The organism is Roseibium marinum (assembly GCF_002906165.1).
Taxonomy (GTDB): domain Bacteria; phylum Pseudomonadota; class Alphaproteobacteria; order Rhizobiales; family Stappiaceae; genus Roseibium; species Roseibium marinum.
Genome location: NZ_PPCN01000001.1, coordinates 289,112 through 312,871, shown reverse-complemented (window position 1 = coordinate 312,871; position 23,760 = coordinate 289,112). Strand labels below are relative to the sequence as shown.

The window sequence follows — 23,760 nt, the reverse complement described above, 5'->3', positions numbered from 1 at the left end:
GCGTCCCGGCGGCCTCGATAGCGTCGCAGTTTTCGGCTCCGCGCTTTGCGCGAAGCCGGTTTTTCACATCCGCTTAGCGGATGATGTCGAAGCTGTAGTCCGTCTTCGCCGGTACATTGGTGTTGCGGTCGATCTCGTCGAAGATCTTGTCGAGAATCGTGATCAGCACATTCATCGAGCCCTGATAGCCCCACACCGGCCGGCGATGATGGTGGTGCCGGTCGAACACTGGAAAACCGATGCGGATCAGCGGTGTCCCGGTGTCGCGTTCCAGATACTTGCCGTAGGTGTTGCCGATGAGGAAATCGACCGGCTCGGTGAACAGAAGCGAGCGCATGTGCCAAAGGTCCTTGCCCGCATAAACATGGCAGTCCTGGCCGAACGGGGAGGAGTCCAGCAATTCCTGTACCTGCTTCGCCCAGCCTTTGGTGCCATTGGTCGCCAGGATGTGGGTCGGTTCCGCGCCGAGTTCCAGAAGGAAGGCGGCCAGACCGAGGCAGAGGTCCGGATCGCCGTAGATGGCGAATTTCTTGCCGTGAATGTGAGCGCTGGAGTCGGCGATGGCGTCGACCAGACGGCCACGTTCCCTGGCGAGCTCTTCCGGAATTTCCTTGCCCGTGAGACGTGCCACTTCCATCAGGAAGGCATCCGTGGAGGCAACGCCGACCGGGTGATTGAAGGATGCCACTTCCTGGCCATGCGCCTTGATGACCGGCAGGGTCTTCTCCGTGCAGTATTGCTGCATGGAGATGGTCGCCTTGGCGTGGATCGCGTTGGCCGCGTCCTCAAGGGTGGTGCCGCCGTCATACATCCGGAACTCGCCGTCCGTCGGCGTGTCGAAGACGTCGGAATTGTCACACAGGATTGTGTGCTCGACGCCCATCAGATCGAAGATGCGCCGGATCTCGCGCATGTTTCCGACGGTGTAGCCATCGAAACCGCCGATGAAGTTGATCGTGTCGTTCGGCTTGCGCTCAAGCTTTTCCGTAGTACCGGCCTTGCCGTCCCAGAAATGCTCGATAATGCCCTTGAGGGCGTTGTCATAGCCGGTGACATGGCTGCCGACGAAGGCCGGAGTATGGGCGAAGGGAACGTCGAATTCCGCCGGAACGGATTCCTTTTCCTTCGCCGTCTTGATAAAGGCGTTGAGGTCGTCGCCGATCACTTCCGCCATGCAGGTGGTCGACACGGCGATCATCTTCGGCTTGTAGAGATTGTAGGTGTTGGCGAGCCCGTCGACCATGTTGTTGAGGCCCCCGAACACGGCCGCGTCCTCGGTCATCGATGACGACACGCAGGAACTCGGCTCCTTGAAGTGGCGCGACAGGTGACTGCGGTAATAGGCGACACAGCCCTGAGAGCCATGCACGAAGGGAATGGTCCCTTCAAAGCCGACGGCGGCGAAGACCGCGCCGAGCGGTTGACAGGCTTTGGCCGGGTTCACCGTCAGAGCTTCGCGAGCGAAGTTCTTCTCTTTGTACTCTTCGGTCTTTGCCCACTCCCGAACGCGCTCGACTTCAGCCGGATCGTGCGGGTTTTCGAACATCTTTTTCTTGGCTTCCAGCATCTGCTGGTATTCCGGGCCACGGAATAGCTCGAAGTGATCGAGCACGTTGTCTGCATTCTGCGTCATGATGAAGCCCTTTGCATCCTGAGTGATTGCATCGGCCTCCCCTGGCCCTTTGCCGGGCCAGGGGGGCGTGGCATTTATTCAGCCGCGATCATTGTCGGAACCGGCTTCCGCTTCCACGGGGTCTGCGCCATCTTCCAGATCGGTGAGTTGATCGCCATGTCCATGTCGCGCGCGAAGATCGCGAAGCCGTCATAGCCATGGTACGGGCCTGAGTAGTCCCAGGAGTGCATCTGCCGGAACGGCACACCCATCTTCTGGAAGACATACTTTTCCTTGATGCCCGAACCGACCAGATCCGGCTGGATCTTCTCGACGAACTTCTCGAACTCGTAACCGGTGACATCGTCGTAGATCAGCGTTCCGTCCTTGACGTAGTGCTGGGCGGTGCGCTGGTAATCGTCATTGTGGCCGAATTCGTAGCCGGTCCCGACGACCTCCATGCCGAGATCCTCATAGGCGCCGATGACGTGGCGCGGACGCAGGCCGCCGACGAACAGCATGACGGTCTTGCCTTCCAGCCGCGGCCGGTACCTGGCGATGACCGCATCCATCAGCGGCTGGTACTTGGCGATGACGCGCTCGGCGCCTTCCTTGATCTTGTCATCGAAGAAGCTGGCGATCTTGCGCAGGGATTCCGCGATCTTGCTCGGACCAAAGAAGTTATATTCGCACCACGGAATGCCGTATTTTTCTTCCATGTGCCGTGAGATGTAATTCATCGAGCGGTAGCAGTGGAGAACGTTGAGCTTCGCCTTGGGCGTCGCTTCCAGTTCGGCCAAAGTGCCGTCGCCGGACCACTGGGCGATGACGCGAAGACCCATTTCCTCAAGCAGAATGCGCGAGGACCAGGCATCGCCACCGATATTGTAGTCGCCGATGATCGCGACGTCGTAGGGGGTCTCCTCGAAACGCGCCGGTGCATCCGGATCGATCTTGTCGAAGACCCAGTCGCGAACCGCATCGTTAGCGATGTGGTGGCCGAGGGACTGGGACACGCCACGGAAACCTTCGCAACGGACGGGCACGATCGTCTTGCCCTCATATTGCTTCGACTTCTGCTTTGACACCGCTTCAATATCGTCACCGATGAGACCGATCGGGCATTCGGACTGAACCGTGATGCCGTTGTTGAGCGGAAACAGGTCCTGGATCTCGTCCATGATCTTGGCAAGCTTCTTGTCGCCGCCGAAGACGATGTCCTTTTCCTGGAAGTCGGACGTGAACTGCATGGTCACGAAGGTGTCGATGCCCGTCGTGCCGATGTAGTAGTTGCGCCGCGCGGCCCAGGAATACTGGCCACAGCCGACCGGGCCGTGACTGATGTGAATCATGTCCTTGATCGGCCCCCAGACCACGCCTTTCGAACCCGCGTAAGCGCAGCCGCGAATGGTCATGACACCGGGAATGGACTTGAGGTTCGATTTCACGCCGCAATCGGATTTGCCTTCCTCATGGACATTCAGGTGCTTGGCCCGCCGCTTCGCGGCCTTTGCCGGATAAACCTTCAAAACCTCTTCGATCAGTTCTTTGTTGCGGGCCTTGACCTCTCCAACACCCTCAGTTTTGGCCAAGCTCATATCTCTTACCTCGCTCCAGTGCGGTGTGCGTCCTCCGGGTGTTCCGGCCCACCTGAAAGGGTGGGCCGGAACGCGCCTTCAGGCGGGTTAGGCGATTTCCAGTTCGGCGGCAGTCTTGCCGACCTGGGTCTCGTCGATGGTTTTCAAGATGCCGTGCTCCATCAGCATGTCCTCAAGCTCATCCATCGTGATGGGAGTCGGGATGATGCCCTTGCCGGCGTTGCCGTGAATTTTCTTCGCAAGGTTGCGATAGTGATCGGCCTGCTGGGAGTCCGGCGCATATTCGATCACCGTCATGCGGCGCAGCTCGGCGTGCTGAACAATGTTGTCCCGCGGGATGAAGTAAGTCAGCTCGGTGCCCAGCTTCTTCGCCAGGTTTTCGGCAAGCTCCAGTTCCTTGTCGGTCTGACGCTCGTTGCAGATCAGGCCGCCGAGACGGACGCCGCCGGAATTGGCATACTTCAAAATGCCCTTCGAGATGTTGTTGGCAGCGTACATGGCCATCATCTCGCCGGACATGACGATGTAGATTTCCTGCGCCTTGTTCTCGCGGATGGGCATTGCGAAGCCGCCGCAGACAACGTCGCCAAGAACGTCATAGGAGACGTAGTCCAGGTCGTCATAGGCGCCGTTTTCTTCCAGGAAGTTGATCGAGGTGATCACGCCGCGGCCAGCACAGCCAACGCCGGGCTCAGGTCCACCGGACTCAACACATTTGATGTCCTTGTAGCCGATCTTGAGTACGTCCTCGAGCTCGAGATCCTCGACGCTGCCGGCTTCCGCCGCCAGGCTCAAGATGGTGTCCTGGGCCTTGGCATGCAGCATCAGACGGGTGGAATCCGCTTTCGGATCACAGCCGACGATCATGATGCGCTGGTCCAGATCAGCCAGAGCCGCCAGGGTATTCTGGGATGTGGTGGACTTGCCGATGCCACCTTTTCCGTAAAAAGCAATCTGTCGCAGTGACGACATGGTACGTCTCCTTAGAACCGTTGGTTAGTGACTGTCCCGCCCCTCGCGTGGACAGGCCTCATTCCAGGAAACGAGCTCGCGGTTTCATGGGAAGGAGCACATCGCTCGTCGAAGCGTAGGCGTGCGCTCAGCCCTCACTAGCCGTTCCGCCTTCGGTAATTGCATCGAACGTGCCAAATTGCGAAAAATCGTTAAGTATCTGATTTACATGGTAATTTATATAACTCCCCGTTGCGACGAGGCGTGTGAAGAACACGACACTGGTGTGTCGGCTGCGACAAACAAAACAACAATCCTGTCTGTCGGCGTCCGCCACGCCCGATTGCCCAACGGCCTGAAAACCACCGGTCCCGCTTCTTTTTCAACGACAGAACCCATTCGGAACGGTTTTTGCTTCGTCGTCTTAAGGCCGCGATAGGCGCGACCATTCTCCGAAGGCAAGCGAGGGCGATATGCAAATCGGTGTGGAAACTTCCAAAGCAGTCGATCAGCGGCGCGTTTTCGTCATTGATGACGATGACATCACCCGCACGGCCCTGCAGTTCATGTTGCAGGATGAAATCGAAACCCATGAACTGGCTACTTTGGAAGAAGCCTATGAGAAGGGTGTCGACTGGCTGAAGCCCGACCTCGTCCTGCTCGGCGTCTCCTTTCTCAAAGAAAAAGGCAGTGGACTGGTCGACGACTTGAAGACCAGATTTCCCTCCGTCCAGGTCATTGTCGTCTGCGACAAGGCCGATGAAGCCGTCGCGGTGGACGCCATCAAGGCCGGCGCGAACGGAGCCCTTGTAAAACCCCTGATACTCGATGCCGTGCGATCCAAGGTGGATACGATCCTTGGTCGCGGCGGCGCCGCGCCGCTCGTGCAGCTCGGCTTGCCTACCTAGGAACCCACCCGGCACATCCACTCAGTCCAAGGAGTATCGATCATGATCCCGCGCAAGGACTTCCAAAGGATCAATGTTCAAACCGCCCGCGAGCTTGCCTCGCGCGACGACGTCCTGATTATCGACGTCCGCGATGTCAAGGCCTACAAAAAGCAACACATTCCGGAGGCCAGGAATGTCTCGATCAACAATCTGGCGGCAATCCTCGATTCCGCACCACGGGACATGCCGGTCCTGATCTATTGCTACCGCGGCTATGCCAGCCAGGATTATGCCCGGGCCTTTTCGGATTTTCGCTTTCAGGAGGTCTACAGCCTGGATGGTGGCTACGATGCCTGGCACCAAAGCGAGATCGAAGCCCAGGACCTGGACGCCCAGGATCTCACGCTCAAGACAATGGCCCTCGTCTGACGTGAACGGGCGCGGACACCGCGTCCGTCCAGCGTGACCCTTCGGGTCCATATCGTTCAGGCCCGGGCAAAGACCATGACAAGCCGCTCGACCAGCTCACCGTTCTTCAGATGTGTCTCAACGATCTCATCGATATCTTCCGGTGTCGTCGGCCGGTACCAGATCCCTTCGGGATAGACCACCATCAAGGGTCCGGCCGAACAGAAACCGAGGCAGCCGGACACCGTGAAGCCGACGTCCGTCAGCCCATCGTTGCCGATCCTGTTGCCAAGGCGCTCCCAGAGCGGCTGCGCCCCGGCCGCACCGCAGCTGCCGCGCGGATGGGTCGGTGGCCGCTGCGTATGGCAAGCGAAGACATGGCGCTTGTAAAGCTGCGGGACTTCCGAGAAGTCGGTGACCTGACTGTCCATTTCGTGCCTCTCCTCACATTTTTCGGACCGAAGCCTCAGGCATCCGGACTTGCACGGTGGAACTGCGCCCGGACGGACGCTTGAGCGGTCCCGGCAGACGCCGGGGCGACACCTTTCTCTTTGACCAGCGTCTCCAGTTCGCCGCTTTGCGCCATTTCGCGGACGATGTCGCATCCACCGACGAATTCACCTTTCACATAGAGCTGCGGGATGGTTGGCCAGTTCGAATAGGCCTTGATGCCCTCGCGAATTTCCAGGTCGGCAAGGACATCGGTGCTGGCAAATGGAATACCCAGTTGGGTCAACAACTGGACAACGGCGCCGGAAAACCCGCATTGCGGGGCGGCCGGCGTTCCCTTCATGAACAGGTGCACACCATCGGCGGCAACGATGCCATTGATGCGGTCGGATACGGATTGGGACATGGATGTCTCCTTTCTTTCGGGATTGATGTGGTGAACGATGATTTGGTGGCGCCACCGCATGGGCGGACAGGTTTAACCGGGAACGGAAGTCTCCAGAGCGAGCGCGTGAAGAGCGCCGCCCATTTCTCCTTGCAAGGCGGCATAGATCATCTGGTGCTGCTGCACCCTCGACTTGCCGCGAAATGCTTCCGAGCTGACCTTGGCCGCGTAGTGATCGCCGTCGCCGGCAAGGTCGACGATGACGATGCGGGCGTCCGGCAAGGCGTTCTTGATGAGGCGTTCGATTTCCGACCCGTCCATAGCCATGATTGCACGTCCTTCTGCTTTGGGGTGGCAGGCATTTTCCAGTTCAATGCAAGTTAGGAACCACTTCATCCACTGCAGCCGCAAGGCACAGAGATTCAAGGCTTTTCCGGGCCGCGCCGGTCCTCGCGACAACTCGCGTCACTCCCATGCAATCCGGCCTGTCCTGTCGCCTTCCCGACATCCAATGTGCGCCGTGTTTTGAAACAGACAGGATTGACGATCGGGAAACATCGTATTTGCGGGCCTTTTCAGGCTTTTCCCGCGCGGTCCGGCTTTTGCTTGGCTGGAACTGCTTCGAATGTTTCAGGCACCGCAGGAAGGACCTCATGACCGATCTTCATCTCGAACCCGACCCGATCGACTTCGGCGCCTTGCCGGATGCAGTGAACACGCTTCTGCAGCAGGGCGTCCGGGCCTATCGGCACGACCACACGGAAGCCGACCGCCTGTTCCGGCAGGCGTTGGACGCGGCACCCTCGGAACTGCCGGTCTATTTCTGTCTCTATAAGATCCACACCTATCAAGGCCATCTGGATCAGGCGTTGGCGGCGGCTGAAGGCGGCCTGGCAGAAGCAGCACGACAGGCAGGTTGGGACCTGGATTGGCGCCAGTGGAGTTCCGCTCCGCTTGCCTCGAAGGGCCCGGGCCGCTTCGCGCTCTACACGTTGAAGGCGCTCGCCTTCATCCATCTGCGCAAAGACGACATCCAAATGGCTTTGGAAATGCTTGCGGCATTGAAAAAGCTCGACCCGACCGGGTCGACTGGCTGGCCGGTCATTTCAGCCCTCGCCGCCGGGCTCGGTACCCCCGCGCCGGAGGTAGCGGGAACAAGTGGCATACCCCTTGCTTAGAACCATTCCAAGAGAGTTCCAACCAGACGACCTTTAGGACCAACCCCGTGACCGGCAGCAGCGAGCTTCGCAAAGAAATCGTAAAAATCAGCGGTTTTCCAGGCCTCCAGCGGGGTCGATGCCGTCGCGAGGTTCCTCAAGACATCCTCGATGTCGCACTGCCGCCATGTTCGATTCACGCCAACGTCGGGAACCTGACATGACCCAGGAAATGGAAACTTTGGAAGAATTCGCCGGCCAGAAATACAAGTACGGGTTCGTCAGCGACATCGAAAGCGAATTCGCCCCGAAAGGCCTGTCCGAGGACGTCATTCGCTTTATTTCCGCAAAGAAGGACGAACCGGACTGGATGCTCGACTGGCGTCTTGCCGCCTATAAGCGCTGGCAGGCGATGCGCGAGCCTGACTGGGCCAAGTTGCACTATCCAAGGGTCGATTTCGACGATCTTTACTACTACGCGGCGCCGAAGAGCGACAAGACCAGCCCGAAGAGCCTGGACGAGGTCGATCCGGAGCTGTTGGAGACTTACAAAAAACTCGGTATTCCGCTTTCCGAACAGGAAATCCTGGCGGGCGTCGAGCCGAAGAACCGGGTCGCGGTCGATGCGGTGTTCGACAGTGTTTCCGTGGTCACCACCTTCAAGGAGACCCTTGAGGAAGCCGGCGTCATCTTCTGCCCGATATCGGAAGCGATCTCGAAGTATCCGGAGCTGGTTCAGAAATACCTCGGAACGGTCGTTCCGGTCACAGACAATTTCTACGCCACGCTGAACTCCGCGGTCTTTTCCGACGGTTCCTTCGTCTATATCCCCGAGGGCGTGCGCTGCCCGATGGAGCTGTCGACCTATTTCCGCATCAACGCGTCCAACACCGGCCAGTTCGAACGCACGCTGATCATCGCCGACAAGAATTCCTACGTCAGCTACCTGGAAGGCTGCACGGCGCCGCAACGCGACGAGAACCAGTTGCATGCCGCAGTTGTCGAGCTCGTGGCGCTCGAGGGTGCCGAGATCAAATATTCCACCGTGCAGAACTGGTATCCGGGCGACGAGACCGGCAAGGGCGGAATCTACAATTTCGTCACCAAGCGCGGCGACTGCCGGGGTGACCATTCCAAGATCTCCTGGACCCAGGTCGAGACCGGCTCGGCGATCACCTGGAAATATCCGTCCTGCATCCTGCGCGGCGAGAACAGCCAGGGCGAGTTCTACTCCATCGCCATCACCAACAATTACCAGCAGGCCGACACCGGCACGAAGATGATCCATCTCGGCAAGAACACCAAGAGCCGGATCATCTCGAAAGGAATATCGGCGGGGCATTCGCAAAATACCTATCGCGGTTTGGTTCGCATGCATTCCAAGGCCGACGGCGCGCGCAACTTCACCCAGTGCGACAGCCTGCTGATGGGCTCGGACTGCGGTGCTCATACTGTGCCCTACATCGAGAGCCGCAATCGCTCGGCGATGATCGAGCACGAGGCGACTACCTCGAAGATCAGCGAAGACCAGCTGTTTTATTGCCTCTCCCGCGGCATCGACGCGGAAGAGGCCGTCGCCCTCATTGTCAACGGCTTCTGCAAGGACGTGCTGCAACAACTCCCGATGGAGTTCGCGGTCGAGGCGCAGAAGCTTGTCGGAATCAGTCTGGAAGGGAGCGTTGGCTAGCCATGCTTGAAATTGAAGACCTGCATGTATCGGTTCAGGACAAGAACATCCTGAAAGGCCTGTCGCTGACCGTTCCGGCCGGCGAGGTTCACGCCATCATGGGCCCCAACGGCGCCGGAAAGTCGACCACGTCCTACACGCTGGCCGGGCGGGAGGGCTACGAGGTGACCTCGGGCGCCATTCGCTTCAAGGGCGAGGACTTCGTCGACCTTCCGCCCGAAGAGCGCGCCGCCAAGGGAATGTTCCTGGCGTTTCAGTCGCCGATCGAGATCCCCGGCGTGACGAGCATGAACTTCCTCAAGACAGCCGTGAACGCGCAGGCCCGCTCGCGCGGCGAGAAGGAACCGACCGCGGTCGAGTTCCTGAAGATGCTCCGCGAGGCCGCGAAGAAGCTCAATGTCACCGAGGACATGTTGCGCCGGCCACTCAATGTCGGTTTTTCCGGCGGCGAGAAGAAGCGCAACGAGGTGCTGCAGATGACACTTTTGAAGCCGTCGCTCGCCGTTCTCGACGAAACGGATTCCGGCCTCGACATCGACGCGCTGCGGCTGGTCGCCGAGGGCGTCAATGCCCTGCGTTGCCCGGAGCGCTCGTTCCTGGTGATCACCCACTACCAGCGCCTGCTCGACTATATCGAACCGGACGTGGTGCACATCCTGGCCGGCGGCCGCATCGTCAAGTCCGGCGATAAGACCCTGGCCCGTCAACTCGAGGATCAGGGCTACGATGCCGTGATCGGTCAGGCCGCGTGAAAGAGAGGGCGTTATGGGAGAGATCATATCCATCGACCGTCTGTTGAAGTCGGCCTCCGCACTTCAGACGGGCACCGCGCCCTGGGCCGGAGCGCTCCGCGAACAGGGGCGGGAGAAATTCAGCCGTCTCGGCATTCCGGACCGCCGCCGGGAATCGTGGAAATACTCCGATCTGGCTCTGGCCTTGACCAAGGCGCCAAAGGGAACGTCCGTTTCCCGGGTACCGCTCGCTCTGGACGGGTCCTATCTGGCCGTCTTCGAAAACGGCGTTTTCGACGCCGCGCGGTCCAAGCTGCCGGCCGACTGCATCGTTCCGTTAGCCGCCGTGCTTGCCGACAGCGCTTCGCCTTTCGCGAAAACACTCGGCCAGATCAACGGCGCGGAACAGACAGGCCATGCGATCCTGGGCCTCAACACCGCGCGGATGGAAGAAGGCTTTGTCCTGCGCATCCCCAAGGGCGAGACCCTGTCCAATCCCCTGCATATCCGCTTCAATTGGCCGGCGGAGGAGACCGCCGACGTCGACGGCCGGCATGTCCGGCTTCTGGTTGAGCTGGAAGAAGGCGCCGAGGCGACCATTCTCGAAACCCATAGAGGCACGCCGGGGTTTGCCACGGTCGTGACGGAACTTCGTCTGGCTCAAACCGCCAAGCTCACCCATGTGCGGATCGACCAGCTCGGCGGCGCCTCACGGCAGACAGCCATCACCCTGGGCGATGTGTCAAAAGCCGCACAATACAAGGGCTTCTATCTCTCCGAGGGCGGGCATTTCTGCCGTCACGAAGCCCTGTTCGAGCTGACCGGCGACAACGCCAACGTGGAAATCGACGGGGCGTTTCTGGTGACCGGCGAAAGTCACTGCGACAACACCACCGTCATCACCCATGCAGCCCCCCACACCACGAGCCGGCAGGCCTTCCGGGGCGTGCTTTCCGGCAGTTCGAAAAGCGCCTACCAGGGATGCGTCAAGGTGCGTCCCGAAGCCCAGAAAACAAACGCCTATCAGATGAGCCGCGCGTTGCTGCTCTCCCGGGAAGCGCGAATCGCGACAAAACCCGAGCTGGAAATTTTCGCCGACGACGTGAAATGCAGCCACGGCGCAACGGCGGGCGAACTGGATATGGACGCACTCTTCTTCCTGCGCACCCGCGGCATCCCGGAAGAGGAGGCCCGTGCGATGCTGGTCGAGGCTTTCCTCCAGGAAGCCCTGGACACGATCGAAAGGGCGGACCTGCGGGATGTGGCCGCCGGAACGATCACGGACTGGCTCTCGCTTCACGCAACGGAGGTGACCCATGCCGGATAACCCGCAGACGCTGAGGGCCATGCCGGCGCAGACGGCATTCGACGTCGATGCCGTTCGAGCCGATTTCCCGATCCTCACCCGCGAAGTGCACGGCAAACCGCTCGTCTATCTCGACAACGCCGCATCGGCACAAAAACCACGAGCCGTTCTGGACGCCGTCACAGGCGCCTATGCGGAGACCTATGCCAACGTCCATCGCGGCATCCATTTCCTGTCGAGCGAATCCACGGCCGCTTTCGAGAAGGCACGCGAAACGGCGCGCAGCTTCGTCAACGCCGCGCAGGTGGAGGAGATCATCTTCACCAAGGGCGGGACGGAGGCGATCAACCTGATAGCCTCAAGCCTTGGCGAAGACATCGGTCCGGGCGACGAGATCATCGTCACCGACATGGAGCACCACTCCAACATCGTGCCGTGGCATTTCCTGCGCGAGCGCAACGGCGCGGTGCTGAAATGGGTCCCCGTGACTGCGGACGGGTCGTTCGATCTGGACGCGTTCGCCAAACTGGTTTCGCCGAAAACGAAAATCGTCGCCGTGACCCATATGTCGAATGTGCTCGGCACGTTGTCGCCCTTGCCGGAAGTGATCCGGTTGGCGCACGCTGCCGGGGCCAAGGTGATGGTCGACGGCTGCCAGGGCGCGGTCCACGAGACGGTCGACGTCCAGGCTCTCGATTGCGATTTCTATGTTGCCACGGGCCACAAGCTCTATGGCCCAACCGGCATCGGATTTTTCTATGGAAAGTTCGAACATCTGGAGGCGATGCGGCCCTATCAGGGCGGCGGCGAGATGATCGAAACGGTGACGCGGGACAAGATCACCTACGGTGTCCCGCCGCACCGCTTCGAGGCTGGAACGCCGGCTATTGCCCAGGCCATCGGCCTCGGTGCGGCACTCGAATACCTTGAAGATCTGGATCGGACAGCGGTAATCGCCCACGAGGCCGATCTCCTCGCCCACGCGACGGAGGAACTGAGCCGCATCGACGGTCTCCGGATCTTCGGAACGGCGCCGGACAAGGGCGCTTTGGTGACTTTCGATCTCGCAGGCTTCCACGCGCACGATATTTCCATGCTGCTGGACCGGTCCGGCGTCGCCGTGCGGACGGGCAGCCATTGCGCCCAGCCGTTGATGGATCACCTGGGCGTGACCGCTTCGACACGGGCTTCCTTCGCTCTCTACAACACCCATGCGGACGTGGAAGCGCTGGTGGCGGGCGTGCGCAAGGTCAAGGAGTTTTTCGGATGACCGGCAGGGGGTTGCAGAACCTTGAGCTGCCAGCGGCAGCGGTCACACCGTCCGGAGCCGAACGGGACGAGCGGATGGAGGAGATCGTCGCCGCGATCCGGACAGTGCTCGACCCGGAAATCCCGGTCAACATCTACGATCTCGGCTTGATCTACGACATCACCGTCAACGAACTCGGCATCGCAGAAATCGAAATGACACTCACGGCGCCGGGCTGCCCGGTTGCCGGCGAGATCGTCGGCTGGGTGCAAAAGGCGGTCAACGACGTGGCCGGCGTCGACGCGGTCGTCGTGCGCCTGGTGTTCGAACCGCCATGGGACCAGTCGAAAATGTCCGAGGAAGCCAAACTGGAGCTTGGTTTCATGTAATCCGCTGGCCGGCACCTGGTTGAAGGCTTCCCATTCAATTCCGTGTTCCTGGAGAGAGTGACATGTCAGACCTCAGCACACCCCACTATCCGCCATCCTCACAGCAGGCCAGTTTGAAAGCGATCCTGCGCATGAATGGCCTGCGGGCGACACGACAACGCCTGGCGTTGGGAGAACTGCTCTTTACCGGCAAGCATCAACACATCAATGCCGACGAACTGCACCAGAAGGCAATTGCGGCCAACGCCAACCTCACGCTGGCAACGGTCTACAACACCTTGCACCAGTTCAGCCGGGCGGGCCTGTTGCGGGAAGTCACCATGGATGCGACATCCAACTATTTCGACACCGACACCTCCGACCATCATCATTTCTTCGTCGAGGACGACAAGCAGGTGCTGGATATTCCAACCGGCTCGGTCTGCCTCGAGCGCGACCTGGAACTGCCCGAAGGGATGGAAGTGACGCATATCGACGTCATCGTCCGGTTGAGGAAAATCAAACCCTGACCCTGGACGGCGGACAGCGACCGCGCGCTCCAATCGCACAATTTCATTTCCCCTTTTGCCAAGCACGGCGAACCGGCCGGTCATCCGCCTCCCCGGATTGGTCGGCACCTGATCAAGGAGACGAAGATCAATGCTGAAGAAAGTTCCAAACGTAACCTTCCGCACCCGTGTGCGTGACGAAACCATCGAAGGCCCCAATCCCTTTCGCTGGGAAGACAAGACTTCCGACGACTACTTCGCGGGCAAGCGCGTCATACTGTTTTCTTTACCTGGCGCTTTCACCCCGACCTGCTCCACCTATCAGTTACCGGACTTCGAAAAGCTCTATGACGATTTCAAGGCCGAAGGTGTCGACGAGATCTACTGCGTCTCCGTCAATGACGCTTTCGTCATGAATGCCTGGGCCTCGGCGCAGGGTATCGACAAGGTGAAGGTCATCCCTGACGGCTCCGGCGAATTCACCCGCAAAATGGGCATGCTGGTTGCCAAGGACAATCTCGGCTTCGGCATGCGCTCCTGGCGCTACGGCGCCGTGATCGACAACGGCGTCATCGATATGTGGTTCGAGGAAGAAGGCTATTCGGACAACTGCGAGACGGACCCTTATGGCATCTCCTCGCCGCAGAACATCCTGGAAAATCTCAGGGCAGTGAAGAAGACGGAGGCCGCCTGAGAACGGCGCCCCCGCAACCGGATCCAATCCGGAGCAGGCAATGCGTCCGGACCCCGCGAAGGTTCGCAGCCTGTGTCGCAAACTCAACCCTGTCCGGTTTGCGACACAGATCTTATTTTAAAATATTTAATTAAATCAATAATTTACACCATGGCATGACCTTTGCTCTGTAGGCTGCGAACCTGTTTTCGGACCCAAAAGGCAACATGCCATGCAACGCCCACCTTTCGTCTATTTGAATGACACCACGCTCCGTGACGGTGAGCAGGCCCCCGGGGTCGCCTTTTCCCTGTCGGAGAAAATCGACATCGCCGAAGCGCTCGCCCTTGCCGGCGTGCCGGAAATCGAGGCGGGAACGCCGGCCATGGGCGATGAGGAAATCGAGAGCATTCGCCTCATCGCGCGGCTGAGCAGGGACTTCCGTGTGCTTGCCTGGTGCCGGATGATGGAGAGCGACCTGAAGGCCGCGCAACGAAGTGGCGCCAACGCGGTGAACCTGTCGATTCCGATGTCCGATCTCATGTTGTCGACAAAACTGGGAATCGGGCCGGACGAAGCGCTGGCCCGCATACGAAGGTTTGTCTCGATGGCCCTCGATGCCGGCTTCGAGGTGGCCATCGGTGGCGAGGATGCCTCGCGCGCAGACCCGGACCACCTGGCTCGTGTGGCGGACGTAGCCGCGGAGGCGGGAGCCTTCCGGTTTCGGCTCGCCGATACGGTCGGCATCCTGGATCCGTTCTCGACTGCAAAAATGGTCGAGCGGGTGGTGTCGGTTGGCGGTCTCGCGGTGGAATTTCACGGTCACAACGATCTCGGTCTGGCGACCGCCAACAGTCTGGCTGCCGTGCGCGCCGGCGCGCAGCATATCTCGGCGACCGTCAACGGCCTTGGCGAGAGAGCGGGCAACACGCCGCTTGAGGAAATCGCCGTAGCTTTGGGACGATTGAACGGCATCGGCACCGGCATCGACTGGAAGCAACTGTCCTTGCTTTCCGCGCGGGTCGCGGCGGCTTCCGGGCGTCCGGTCCCACATGGCAAGCCCATCGTCGGAAGCGACGTTTTCAGTCATGAATCAGGCATTCACGTCGCTGCCATTTTGAAGGCCCCCGAGACCTATCAGGGGCCGGATCCGGCGGACTTCGGCCGTAGGCACACCATTGTTGTCGGCAAGCACTCGGGCACAGCGGCTCTCAACAACGCGGTCGAAGCGTTTGGCCGGGTCCTTGACCCTGAAGTCGCGCCTGTTTTGCTCTCGCTCGTTCGCCACCATGCGACGAAGCACAAGGGACCGGTCGGTAGCGCCGAACTGGAACGTCTCCTCGTGGCGGCGGAAGGGTTTCTGGGGCTGGGCGGCGATCCATTGATCGCTCCGCTGAGTGACGATCGAAGCACCGGTCACGTCATCGAATTTCATCGGCGATTGCACAGCTGAGAATTTACTGTTTGCGGACCATAGCGAGGCCCGATCCGACTCCCGGTTAGCTACATTCGCACCGATGGCGCCGCGCCGAAACAGAGTCATCCAAACCTTCTCGATTGCGGCTGGTGCGCATCCTGCGGGCCGCAATCGGCAGCCGAAACCCAAGTCGCTCCCGGCTGCGATATTTTTCTAGAGCCCTTGTCGGGAAGGTCTCTAAATGCGTTTCACCTCGATGCCCTGCTTCCTCAGCGCATAGCCGATCTGCCGGGGGGTGAGACCAAGCAGGCGGGCCGCCTTGGCCTGGACCCAGCCCGCGCGTTCCATAGCCTCGATCAGGTGTTCCCGGTCCGTGGGTCGCCCACCGGCGGTCGCGGGGCAACTTCCTTCGCCGGCATGGCTGCACCCTTGCGATGGCGATACCGGCAACTCCGATGCTGAAGCAAATGCCGCGCCTGCCGGTCCGGCCTCCGGGACGGTCGAGCCCGCGGTTGAAACTGCCATTTCGGCCGGGTTGGACCGGCCGCCGCCAGTCCACAACAACGCCGAAAGGCAATCGCCGCTGGCACAGGCAAAATCACAGCGGTCAATCACCTCGCTGGCGGCGAGCGTGGCGGTGCGGCGGACACAATTTTCCAACTCGCGCACATTGCCGGGAAAATAGCAGCGCTCAAGTACATTCAACGCCGTCCCGGAAAGACGCAACTTGCGGCCATTTTCCTTGTTGAAGCGATCCAGAAAGTTTCTCGCCAACAGTCTGACATCGCCCGGCCGGTCGCGCAGCGGCGGCAGAAAGACCGGAACCACGTTGATGCGATAGTAAAGATCGGCGCGGAATTCACCCTTGCTGACGGCAGCCTCCAGATCCTTGTTGGTGGCGCAGACCAAACGGACATCCACCTTGAGCGTTTTACTGCCACCGACCCGTTCGAATTCGCCTTCCTGCAGCACGCGCAGCAATTTAGCCTGAAAATTCGCGGAAATTTCGCCGATTTCATCCAGCAGCAGGGTGCCGCCATTGGCCATTTCGAAGCGCCCCTGACGCTGACCGACGGCGCCGGTAAAGGCGCCTTTTTCATGTCCGAAGAGTTCCGATTCAAGCACACTTTCCGGCAATGCCGCGCAATTCAACTTCACAAAAGGCTTCGATTTCCGTGGCGACATGTCGTGGATCGCGCGGGCGAACAGTTCCTTGCCGGTTCCGCTTTCGCCGCGCAACAACACGGTGGAATTCGACTGTGCGACCACCGCGATCTTCTCCATGACCTTGCGGACCTTGTCGCTCTCGCCGACAATCCCGCCGATCCTGGGCTTGGGCAGATGTCCCTTGTCGGCAAGCTCCTGGTTCAGCGCCTTTTCCAATGCGCTGCGCTCATTCAGCAGTCGCTGCCGGTCGGCCGACAGGATACGGTGCAGTCGCACCGACTGACCGATCAGATTGGCCACCATCTTCAGGAAGCGGAGATCCTCGTCGATCCGGAAGGTCGTGGCGCCGTCACGCACCCGGTCTATCGACAAGGTGCCAACAACCTGATTGCCTGCCTTGATCGGCACGCCCAGGAACGCCACGCCACCACTCAGGCCCTCGGTAATTCGCTCCGCTACCTCCGCGAACAGGGGATCGGAAGCGATGTTTTGCACCACCAGCGGTGTTTGGGTGGCAACCAGACGGTCGATGACAACCTGCGGCAGCGTGTCGGTCCGGCGCGCCCCGCTTCCATCCACCCCGTCGGCGGTCGCAACGATTTCCGGGTCGCCTGCCTCGTCAAGGATGACGATCATACTGAGGCGCATCTGCAGAAACGAACTCAGCACGTTGGCAACGCTTGCCAGCACGCTTTCCAACCGCGCCGGCTCATTCAGAAGTTTGGAAATTTCATAAATACCGAACAGACCGATGTCCGACTTGCCATTGGTCCCATGCCAAAGTGCTTCCCCGGAACCATCGCCGGAGCCCATAGGCTGGTCTGTCTTTGAGATCGTCACGAAATGGTTCATTGCCGGCGCCCCTATTATGGAAACCAGCCGGAGCGCATCGAAGGGCAGATCCGCCCTGCAAAAAGGCGCAAGTATTCTTACATTCCGAGCGTATGGAACATCCTGAAGCGTATTCGGAAGGTAATTTTTCGCGTCTAACTTTTGCAGGCAGCGCTTCAAAGGCACCAGCAAAGCGTTATTTCTCAACATCCAAATCTGAACAACTTGCGGAACAGGTATGGATCACCTCATGCTTCGAATATAGCAGGGAACCATTATTTCGTCTTGCGTCAATTATCATCACTCTCCGGCAAAAAATGCACAATCGCATCGCAAATACATAGAAATACTTATGTATCTTACAGCAGTTGACCACCGTTAATATTGATCTCTTCGCCGGTCACATAGCTCGCGGCCCCCGAACACAGGAACGCCACGACGGTCGCAACTTCTTCCGGCTGGCCGAGGCGGCGCATGGGAATGAGCGGCACGAATCGCTCCTCGGTTTCCGGCGACAGGATGTCGGTCACGATCTCTCCCGGAGCAATCGCGTTGACCCGGATACCATGCGGTGCGAAATCCGCCGCCATTTCCCGCGTCAGCGAAGAAAGAGCCGCCTTGGATGTCGCGTAGGCCGAGCCCGCGAAGGGGTGCACCCTGGAACCGACGACCGAGGTGATATTCACGATCGCGCCGCTTGCCTCGGCAAGTTCCGCAAACAGGCCGCGAGCCAAGAGCAAAGGCGCCAGAAAATTGACGTGAAACACCCCCATCCAGAGCATTTCGGGTGTCGTGAGCGAATTGAGCCGCTCACCTTCCATGCCCTTGGGTGAAATTCCGGCGTTATTGACAAGTGCGTCGAGCCGCCCGCCTTCAAGCCGGCCGCGAATTTCCTCAATCGCCACGGCCGTCCGCTTGCGATCCGACAGATCGATCTGCACGTGGTCTTCGGGTCCCGCGTCCCAGGGACACCGCACCGCGTCGAAGGGTTGACGCGAGCAGGTGATAATCCGCCAGCCGTCCTCGGCAAACCGTTTGACGACCGCGTGGCCGATGCCGCGACTTGCGCCGGTCACGACGACAGTCCGCCGCCGGGCCGGGTCCAGCACGCTGGACGCGCCATGATCGACCGGGCACCGGGGCGGTTCTTGAAGCGTGGTGTCCGACATGCTCTCCCCGTTCAAACAGTCATCCAAATCTCCGCCCTTGGGCCCGTGGCTTTGGCCACAGGCCCAAGGCGACCGGCGGGGCGCTCGGCTTCACCGGAGCAAGGAGGGTTTCCGCGCTGTAAAGATAGCAATCCTTGTGCCAGCGTCTCCGTGTCCGCCTTTCCGTTGTCTGGACCAAACGCTGTCGACAAAAGTGTCGGAGGTCCGACAGTTTCCACCCGTGTTGGCGAGTATCAGACACCATGCCTGAACCGGCCCGACAGAGGCATGGCAACTTCCCTTGCACGCCCCTCCCCTCACACCGGTGAAATCTTCGCGCTGAGGAAATCGGCGAGCATGGAGGTGGTTTTTTCCATGAACTTGGTTGCCGAGATGCTTGGCGGGGTGTCGTCGATCATGGCGAAGGCGAAGGCGTGGGGGAAGGATTCGGCCAGAGGGAGGAGCGTGATGGGCAGGTGTTTCTGGTCGATGGCCATCAGCTCGTTCACCAGGGTGACGCCGAGGCCGGCGGCGACGAGCGCGCAGGCGGAGCAGACCGAATGGGCCTCGACGCGGATATCGGGCCGCAGGCCGGATCGGCGGAAGAGGTCCTCGAATTCCTGACGCACGGAGCGGGCGCGGCCGAGCAGGATCAGCGGCAGGCCGCGCAGATCCCGGACGCTGACCGTGCCGCGCGCCTCCAGCGGATGGCCGCGCGGCACCACACAGACCGTGCGCGAGGTGACCAGCGGCGCGGTCTTCAGGCCGGATCGTTGCACCGGATGGCGCAGGAAGCCGATTTCCGCCCGCTCGTCCAGCAGCATGCGCTCGATGCTGTCATAGGGACCATTGTGCAGTTCGAGCTTCACCTGGTCGTTTTCCGCCAGAAACTCCGCCACGATGCGCGGCACCACGGACAGTGTCAGGCTTGAGGGAAAGGCCACCCTGAGGGTGATGGAGGAGGAATTGCCGTTGCGCAGTTCCTGCGCCCGGGCGCTCAGGCGGTGGCTGCGGTCCAGCAGCCCCTCTATCTGACCCTGGATCATCCTGTTCTCGCGCGTCGGGATCAGCCGGGTCTTGTCGCGGATGAAGAGCGTGAGACCGAGCGTTTCCTCCAGTTGCGCGAGACGCCGGCTGACCGCCGATTGCGAGACCCCCAGTTCCAGGGCCGCGCCCTGCGTGGTGCCGATGGCGAGAATGGCGCGGTAGGTTTCCAGAAGATCGATGCGCATCGCTAACCTTATGCGTTTTGCGCATAGGCTGCGCTTGTTTATTCATAATCTTGCATCGCTTCCGCAAGTTGGTCAAGGTGACCGCACAGGACGCTGGAGGGAGCATGTCACCGAAACTGAAAACAAGGCGCGGCGCGCCATGACGACTTTCGTCATCCGCCGCCTGATGCAGGCCGTCATGGTGCTGTTCGCGACGTCGCTGATCGTGTTCGTCGCGGTCTATGCCATCGGCGATCCGCTGGAGATCCTGCTTCCCTCCGACGCCTCGGAGGCGGAACGGGCCCAGGTCGCGCGGTCTCTCGGTCTCGACCTGCCGCTTCCCGTCCAGTACGGCCGCTTCCTGTGGGCCGCGCTGCATGGCGATTTCGGCAATTCCTTCGTCTATAACCGGCCGGCGATGGAGGTGATCTTCGAGCGCCTGCCGGCGACTCTGGAGCTGACGATCACGGCTTTGCTGATGTCGCTGCTGATCGGGCTGCCAATGGGTCTGTGGGCTGGAAACCGCCCCGGAACAATGGTCGACGAAAGCGTCATGACCGGGTCAATCCTTGGCTTTTCCCTGCCGCATTTCTGGCAGGGCATGATGCTGATCATGATTTTCGCCGTCTGGCTCGGCTGGCTGCCTTCCACCGGACGCGGCGAGCCGGGGACGATCTTCGGCATCACCACGAGTTTCGCCTCCTGGGACGGCATCCGCCACCTGATCCTGCCGGCGATCAACCTTTCGCTCGGCAACATGGCGGTGATCATCCGGCTGACGCGGACGGGCGTTCAGGAGACCCTGCCGCTCGACTTCGTGAAATTCGCCCGCGCCCGCGGCCTCAGCGAACGCCGCATTCTGCTGGTTCACGTGATGAAGATCATCCTGATCCCGATCGTCACCGTCATCGGCATCGAGTTCGGCACGCTGGTGGCCTTCGCGGTGGTAACGGAGACCATCTTCGCCTGGCCGGGCGTCGGCAAGCTGATCATCGATTCCATCAACGCCTTGGACCGGCCCGTCGTCGTCGCCTACATCCTGGTGATGGTGACGCTGTTCATCGCGATCAACCTGGCGGTCGACGTTGCCTACTCCCTTCTCGACCCCCGCATCCGGAGCCGCGCCGCATGACCCTTCTCCGGCTCCCGGGCGAAAGCCTGATCGCACGCGCTGGTCGGGGCATCGCCGCCAGCCCAAAGGCCGCGATCGCCCTGGTCATCTGCGTGCTGCTGGTTCTGGCGGCAATCTTCGCGCCGGTGCTCGCGCCGCAGAACCCCTATGACCTGAAGGAAATCGATATTTTCGACGCCAAGCTGCCGCCGGGCTCGGTCGGCTATAACGGCATGACCTATCTCCTGGGGACGGACACCCAGGGCCGCGACATGCTGTCGGCCATGCTCTATGGCCTGCGCACGTCGCTGGCCGTCGGCGTCACGGCCGGCGTTATCGCCCTGACGATCGGCACCACGCTCGGTCTTGCCGCCGCCTATTTCGGCAAGTGGCTCGACACGCTGATCATGCGCCTCGTCGACCTGATGCTGGGCTTTCCAAAGATCCTCGTCGCGCTGATGATCATGGTCGCCTTCGGCCAGGGCACCTGGAAGGTGATCCTCGCCCTCGTCTTCGTTCAGTGGGCATTCTTCGCCCGGACCGTGAGGGCCGCAGCCATGGTGGAGACCGGCAAGGACTACGTGGAGGCGGCCCGATGCCTCGGACTTTCCTCGCCGCGCATCCTCTTTCATCACCTGCTGCCAAACTGCCTGCCGCCGCTGATCATCGTCGGCACGATCCAGGTGGCGCATGCCATCGCCGCGGAAGCAACGCTTTCCTTTCTCGGCATCGGCCTGCCGATCACCGAGCCCTCGCTCGGGCTTCTGATCGCCAACGGCTATCACGTCCTTCTGGCCGGGCTTTACTGGATGAGCGTCTTTCCCGGCCTGCTGCTGCTGACGCTGATCTTCTCGATCAATGTCGTCGGCGACAGATTGCGGGCCGTCCTGAACCCGAGGCTTGCGGCATGACCCTTCTGGAAGTGAGCGAACTCAAGACCTGGTTCGAAACCCCGGCCGGTACGGTCAAGGCGGTGGACGGCGTGAGCTTTTCTCTCGCCAAGGGCGAGATCATCGGTCTCGTCGGTGAAAGCGGCTCGGGCAAATCGATCACAGGATTTTCGATACTCGGTCTCGTCGATCCGCCCGGAAAAGTGGTCGGCGGCACCATCCGCTTCAATGGCGAAGACCTTCGCGCCGCCTCCGAAGCCCGGCTGCGCGCGTTGCGCGGCGACCGGATCGCGATGATTTTCCAGGATCCGATGATGACCCTCAACCCGGTACTTTCCATCGGAACGCAGATGGTCGAGACCGTCCTGGCCCACCGGCGCATGTCCCGCGCGGACGCCCGCGCGAAGGCGCGCGATGCCCTCGGCCGGGTCGGTATTCCGCGCCCGGAGGAACGGCTCGACGCCTATCCGCATGAATTTTCCGGTGGCATGCGCCAGCGCGTCGCCATCGCCACCGCCCTGCTGCACGAGCCGGACCTGATCATCGCCGACGAGCCGACCACGGCGCTCGACGTGACCATCCAGTCGCAAATCCTCTCCGAGGTCCAGGGCCTGGCCGCCGAAATGGGCATGGGCCTCATCTGGATCAGCCACGATCTGGGCGTCGTCGCCGGCCTCGCCGACCGGATCGCCGTCATGTATGCCGGCCGGATCGTCGAGGAAGGACCGAGGGACGACGTGCTCGACACTCCGCGCCATCCCTATACCAGCGGGCTGGTCGCCTCGGCGCCCATCGCCAACGAACGCGGCAAACCCCTGCGGCAGATCCGCGGCAGCGCGCCGTCCGCCCTCCACCGGCCCGAAGGCTGCGCCTTCCGGCCGCGCTGCGACCATGCGGGCGATCTCTGTGTGAACGACGTTCCGGAAACCTGCGCGGCGCCAAGGCGCTGGCGTTGCTTTTATCCGCTGGGGAGCTCGTGATGACCGATATTCTCGCCGCCGCCGAGGGCGTCTCCAAACGCTTCCGTCACAAGCCCGACTTCGCCGAACGGCTTGCCATCCGGCTGGGCGCCGCCACCGAACCGGCGACCGTTCACGCCCTCGATGGGGTCGACCTGCACATTCATCGCGGAGAAGTGGTCGGCCTCGTCGGCGAATCCGGCTGCGGAAAATCGACCCTGGGCCGCGTCATCGCCGGCATGCTGCCGCCGTCGGAGGGCCGTATCACCCGCGATGGGCAGGATATCCGCGCGCTCAGGGGCGCGGACGCCCGCAAGATGCGCCTTGCCACGCAGATCATTTTTCAGGACCCCATGTCATCGCTGAACCCGCGCAAGCGGGTGTCGGAGATCATCGGCGAGGCACCGCGCGTGCACGGGCTGATACCGCGCAGGGAGGTTCGCGCCGAGGTCGGAAAACTGCTGGCGACGGTCGGGCTGGATCCCACTATGGCCGACCGTTACCCGCATCAGTTTTCCGGTGGCCAGCGCCAGCGCATCGGCATTGCCCGTGCGCTGGCGGTCAATCCCGATTTCCTCATTTGCGATGAAAGCATCGCGGCGCTTGATGTTTCGATCCAGGCGCAGGTCATCAATCTGTTCATGGACCTGCGCCGGCAGTTCAACCTGACGCTGCTGTTCATCAGCCACGATCTTTCGGTGGTGCGCCACATCTCGGACCGCGTCGTCATCATGTATCTTGGCCGGGTGGTCGAAATATCGCCCGCCGACACCGTGTTCGACGCGCCGCGTCATCCCTATACCGCGGCGCTTCTGGAAGAAATTCCACGGCTCGACCGCCGCGGCCGGCGGTTCACGGCCATCAAGGGTGAAATCCCCTCGCCCGTGAACCCGCCCCCGGGCTGCCACTTCCATCCCCGTTGCCCGCACGCCTTCGACCGTTGCCGCCTCGAGCGGCCGGCCTTGAAGCAGGTCGGCGCCGGGCAGGACGTGGCCTGCCACCTCAATGACGGAAACGGACTTATCGACACCCCATCCAGACAGGGAGAGTGA

24 protein-coding genes are annotated in these 23,760 nt (G+C 61.0%); 15 read left to right on the top strand and 9 right to left on the bottom strand.

From position 1 onward, the window contains the following. Positions 1 to 73 precede the first annotated feature (73 nt). The 3 genes from nifK to nifH form a co-directional block, all read right to left on the bottom strand. A complete protein-coding gene (gene nifK / locus CLV41_RS01410; RefSeq protein WP_103220496.1) occupies positions 74 to 1,633 on the bottom strand; it encodes a nitrogenase molybdenum-iron protein subunit beta in 1,560 nt (519 codons plus the stop codon). 74 nt (positions 1,634 to 1,707) lie between these two features. Next, positions 1,708 to 3,210 carry a nitrogenase molybdenum-iron protein alpha chain gene (gene nifD, locus CLV41_RS01405; RefSeq protein WP_103220495.1) on the bottom strand — a complete coding sequence of 501 codons (1,503 nt, stop codon included), beginning with the start codon at positions 3,208 to 3,210 and terminating at the stop codon, positions 1,708 to 1,710. A gap of 87 nt (positions 3,211 to 3,297) precedes the next feature. Next, positions 3,298 to 4,182: a nitrogenase iron protein gene (gene nifH / locus CLV41_RS01400; protein WP_103220494.1), complete on the bottom strand. Its 885-nt coding sequence runs from the start codon at positions 4,180 to 4,182 to the stop codon at positions 3,298 to 3,300. 452 nt (positions 4,183 to 4,634) lie between these two features. Between nifH and CLV41_RS01395 the strand changes: the two genes are divergently transcribed. After that, positions 4,635 to 5,069: a response regulator gene (locus CLV41_RS01395; protein WP_103220493.1), complete on the top strand. Its 435-nt coding sequence runs from the start codon at positions 4,635 to 4,637 to the stop codon at positions 5,067 to 5,069. A 42-nt stretch (positions 5,070 to 5,111) separates the two neighbouring features. Beyond that, positions 5,112 to 5,480 (top strand): rhodanese-like domain-containing protein, encoded by a 369-nt coding sequence (locus CLV41_RS01390; protein WP_103220492.1) that lies wholly within the window; start codon positions 5,112 to 5,114, stop codon positions 5,478 to 5,480. Positions 5,481 to 5,536: 56 nt separating this feature from the next. Here CLV41_RS01390 and CLV41_RS01385 read toward each other — a convergent pair whose 3' ends face one another. The 3 genes from CLV41_RS01385 to CLV41_RS01375 form a co-directional block, all read right to left on the bottom strand. Further along, complete coding sequence (locus CLV41_RS01385; RefSeq protein WP_103220491.1) at positions 5,537 to 5,890, bottom strand: (2Fe-2S) ferredoxin domain-containing protein; 354 nt, start codon at positions 5,888 to 5,890, stop codon at positions 5,537 to 5,539. A 35-nt stretch (positions 5,891 to 5,925) separates the two neighbouring features. Next, positions 5,926 to 6,315, bottom strand: coding sequence for a Grx4 family monothiol glutaredoxin (grxD, locus tag CLV41_RS01380; RefSeq protein ID WP_103221464.1), 390 nt, complete (start codon positions 6,313 to 6,315; stop codon positions 5,926 to 5,928). Positions 6,316 to 6,387: 72 nt separating this feature from the next. Beyond that, on the bottom strand, positions 6,388 to 6,621 hold the full coding sequence (locus tag CLV41_RS01375) for a BolA/IbaG family iron-sulfur metabolism protein (RefSeq protein WP_103220490.1): 234 nt from the start codon (positions 6,619 to 6,621) through the stop codon (positions 6,388 to 6,390). 326 nt (positions 6,622 to 6,947) lie between these two features. Between CLV41_RS01375 and CLV41_RS01370 the strand changes: the two genes are divergently transcribed. The 9 genes from CLV41_RS01370 to nifV all read left to right on the top strand — a co-directional run bounded on the left by CLV41_RS01370 (position 6,948) and on the right by nifV (position 15,427). Beyond that, entirely contained in the window at positions 6,948 to 7,472 is a 525-nt protein-coding gene (locus CLV41_RS01370) for a hypothetical protein (RefSeq protein WP_103221463.1), read from the top strand. A 199-nt stretch (positions 7,473 to 7,671) separates the two neighbouring features. Beyond that, complete coding sequence (gene sufB, locus CLV41_RS01365; protein WP_103220489.1) at positions 7,672 to 9,138, top strand: Fe-S cluster assembly protein SufB; 1,467 nt, start codon at positions 7,672 to 7,674, stop codon at positions 9,136 to 9,138. Positions 9,139 to 9,140: 2 nt separating this feature from the next. Then, entirely contained in the window at positions 9,141 to 9,890 is a 750-nt protein-coding gene (sufC, locus tag CLV41_RS01360; RefSeq protein WP_103220488.1) for a Fe-S cluster assembly ATPase SufC, read from the top strand. A gap of 13 nt (positions 9,891 to 9,903) precedes the next feature. Beyond that, entirely contained in the window at positions 9,904 to 11,196 is a 1,293-nt protein-coding gene (gene sufD, locus CLV41_RS01355) for a Fe-S cluster assembly protein SufD (RefSeq protein WP_103220487.1), read from the top strand. A 19-nt stretch (positions 11,197 to 11,215) separates the two neighbouring features. Beyond that, positions 11,216 to 12,445, top strand: coding sequence for a cysteine desulfurase (locus tag CLV41_RS01350; protein WP_103221462.1), 1,230 nt, complete (start codon positions 11,216 to 11,218; stop codon positions 12,443 to 12,445). A gap of 74 nt (positions 12,446 to 12,519) precedes the next feature. Continuing rightward, on the top strand, positions 12,520 to 12,813 hold the full coding sequence (locus CLV41_RS01345; RefSeq protein WP_235867076.1) for an iron-sulfur cluster assembly protein: 294 nt from the start codon (positions 12,520 to 12,522) through the stop codon (positions 12,811 to 12,813). A gap of 62 nt (positions 12,814 to 12,875) precedes the next feature. Then, on the top strand, positions 12,876 to 13,322 hold the full coding sequence (irrA, locus tag CLV41_RS01340) for an iron response transcriptional regulator IrrA (protein ID WP_103220485.1): 447 nt from the start codon (positions 12,876 to 12,878) through the stop codon (positions 13,320 to 13,322). Between the two features lie 130 nt (positions 13,323 to 13,452). Continuing rightward, positions 13,453 to 13,995, top strand: a complete 543-nt coding sequence (locus tag CLV41_RS01335) for a peroxiredoxin (RefSeq protein ID WP_103220484.1) — start codon at positions 13,453 to 13,455, stop codon at positions 13,993 to 13,995. A 211-nt stretch (positions 13,996 to 14,206) separates the two neighbouring features. Then, positions 14,207 to 15,427: a homocitrate synthase gene (gene nifV / locus CLV41_RS01330; RefSeq protein ID WP_103220483.1), complete on the top strand. Its 1,221-nt coding sequence runs from the start codon at positions 14,207 to 14,209 to the stop codon at positions 15,425 to 15,427. Between the two features lie 201 nt (positions 15,428 to 15,628). Here nifV and nifA read toward each other — a convergent pair whose 3' ends face one another. From nifA to CLV41_RS01315, 3 genes are all read right to left on the bottom strand, one after another. After that, the gene (gene nifA, locus CLV41_RS01325; protein WP_408013368.1) at positions 15,629 to 17,410 is read right to left on the bottom strand and encodes a nif-specific transcriptional activator NifA; all 1,782 of its coding nucleotides are present in this window, start codon (positions 17,408 to 17,410) and stop codon (positions 15,629 to 15,631) included. Positions 17,411 to 17,748: 338 nt separating this feature from the next. Continuing rightward, positions 17,749 to 18,558 carry an SDR family NAD(P)-dependent oxidoreductase gene (locus CLV41_RS01320; protein WP_103220481.1) on the bottom strand — a complete coding sequence of 270 codons (810 nt, stop codon included), beginning with the start codon at positions 18,556 to 18,558 and terminating at the stop codon, positions 17,749 to 17,751. 296 nt (positions 18,559 to 18,854) lie between these two features. Next, positions 18,855 to 19,769 (bottom strand): LysR family transcriptional regulator, encoded by a 915-nt coding sequence (locus tag CLV41_RS01315; RefSeq protein ID WP_103220480.1) that lies wholly within the window; start codon positions 19,767 to 19,769, stop codon positions 18,855 to 18,857. 139 nt (positions 19,770 to 19,908) lie between these two features. Here CLV41_RS01315 and CLV41_RS01310 point away from each other — a divergent pair, with 139 nt between their 5' ends. Genes CLV41_RS01310 through CLV41_RS01295 form a run of 4 tightly spaced genes read left to right on the top strand, consistent with a single transcriptional unit; the run spans position 19,909 to position 23,760 of the window. Beyond that, the gene (locus tag CLV41_RS01310; protein WP_103220479.1) at positions 19,909 to 20,880 is read left to right on the top strand and encodes an ABC transporter permease; all 972 of its coding nucleotides are present in this window, start codon (positions 19,909 to 19,911) and stop codon (positions 20,878 to 20,880) included. Next, on the top strand, positions 20,877 to 21,770 hold the full coding sequence (locus CLV41_RS01305) for an ABC transporter permease (protein WP_103220478.1): 894 nt from the start codon (positions 20,877 to 20,879) through the stop codon (positions 21,768 to 21,770). Before CLV41_RS01310 ends, CLV41_RS01305 begins: the two co-directional genes overlap by 4 nt. Continuing rightward, the gene (locus CLV41_RS01300) at positions 21,767 to 22,729 is read left to right on the top strand and encodes an ABC transporter ATP-binding protein (protein ID WP_103220477.1); all 963 of its coding nucleotides are present in this window, start codon (positions 21,767 to 21,769) and stop codon (positions 22,727 to 22,729) included. Before CLV41_RS01305 ends, CLV41_RS01300 begins: the two co-directional genes overlap by 4 nt. Next, positions 22,729 to 23,760, top strand: coding sequence for an ABC transporter ATP-binding protein (locus CLV41_RS01295; protein WP_103220476.1), 1,032 nt, complete (start codon positions 22,729 to 22,731; stop codon positions 23,758 to 23,760). The genes CLV41_RS01300 and CLV41_RS01295 overlap by 1 nt, the downstream gene beginning before the upstream one ends.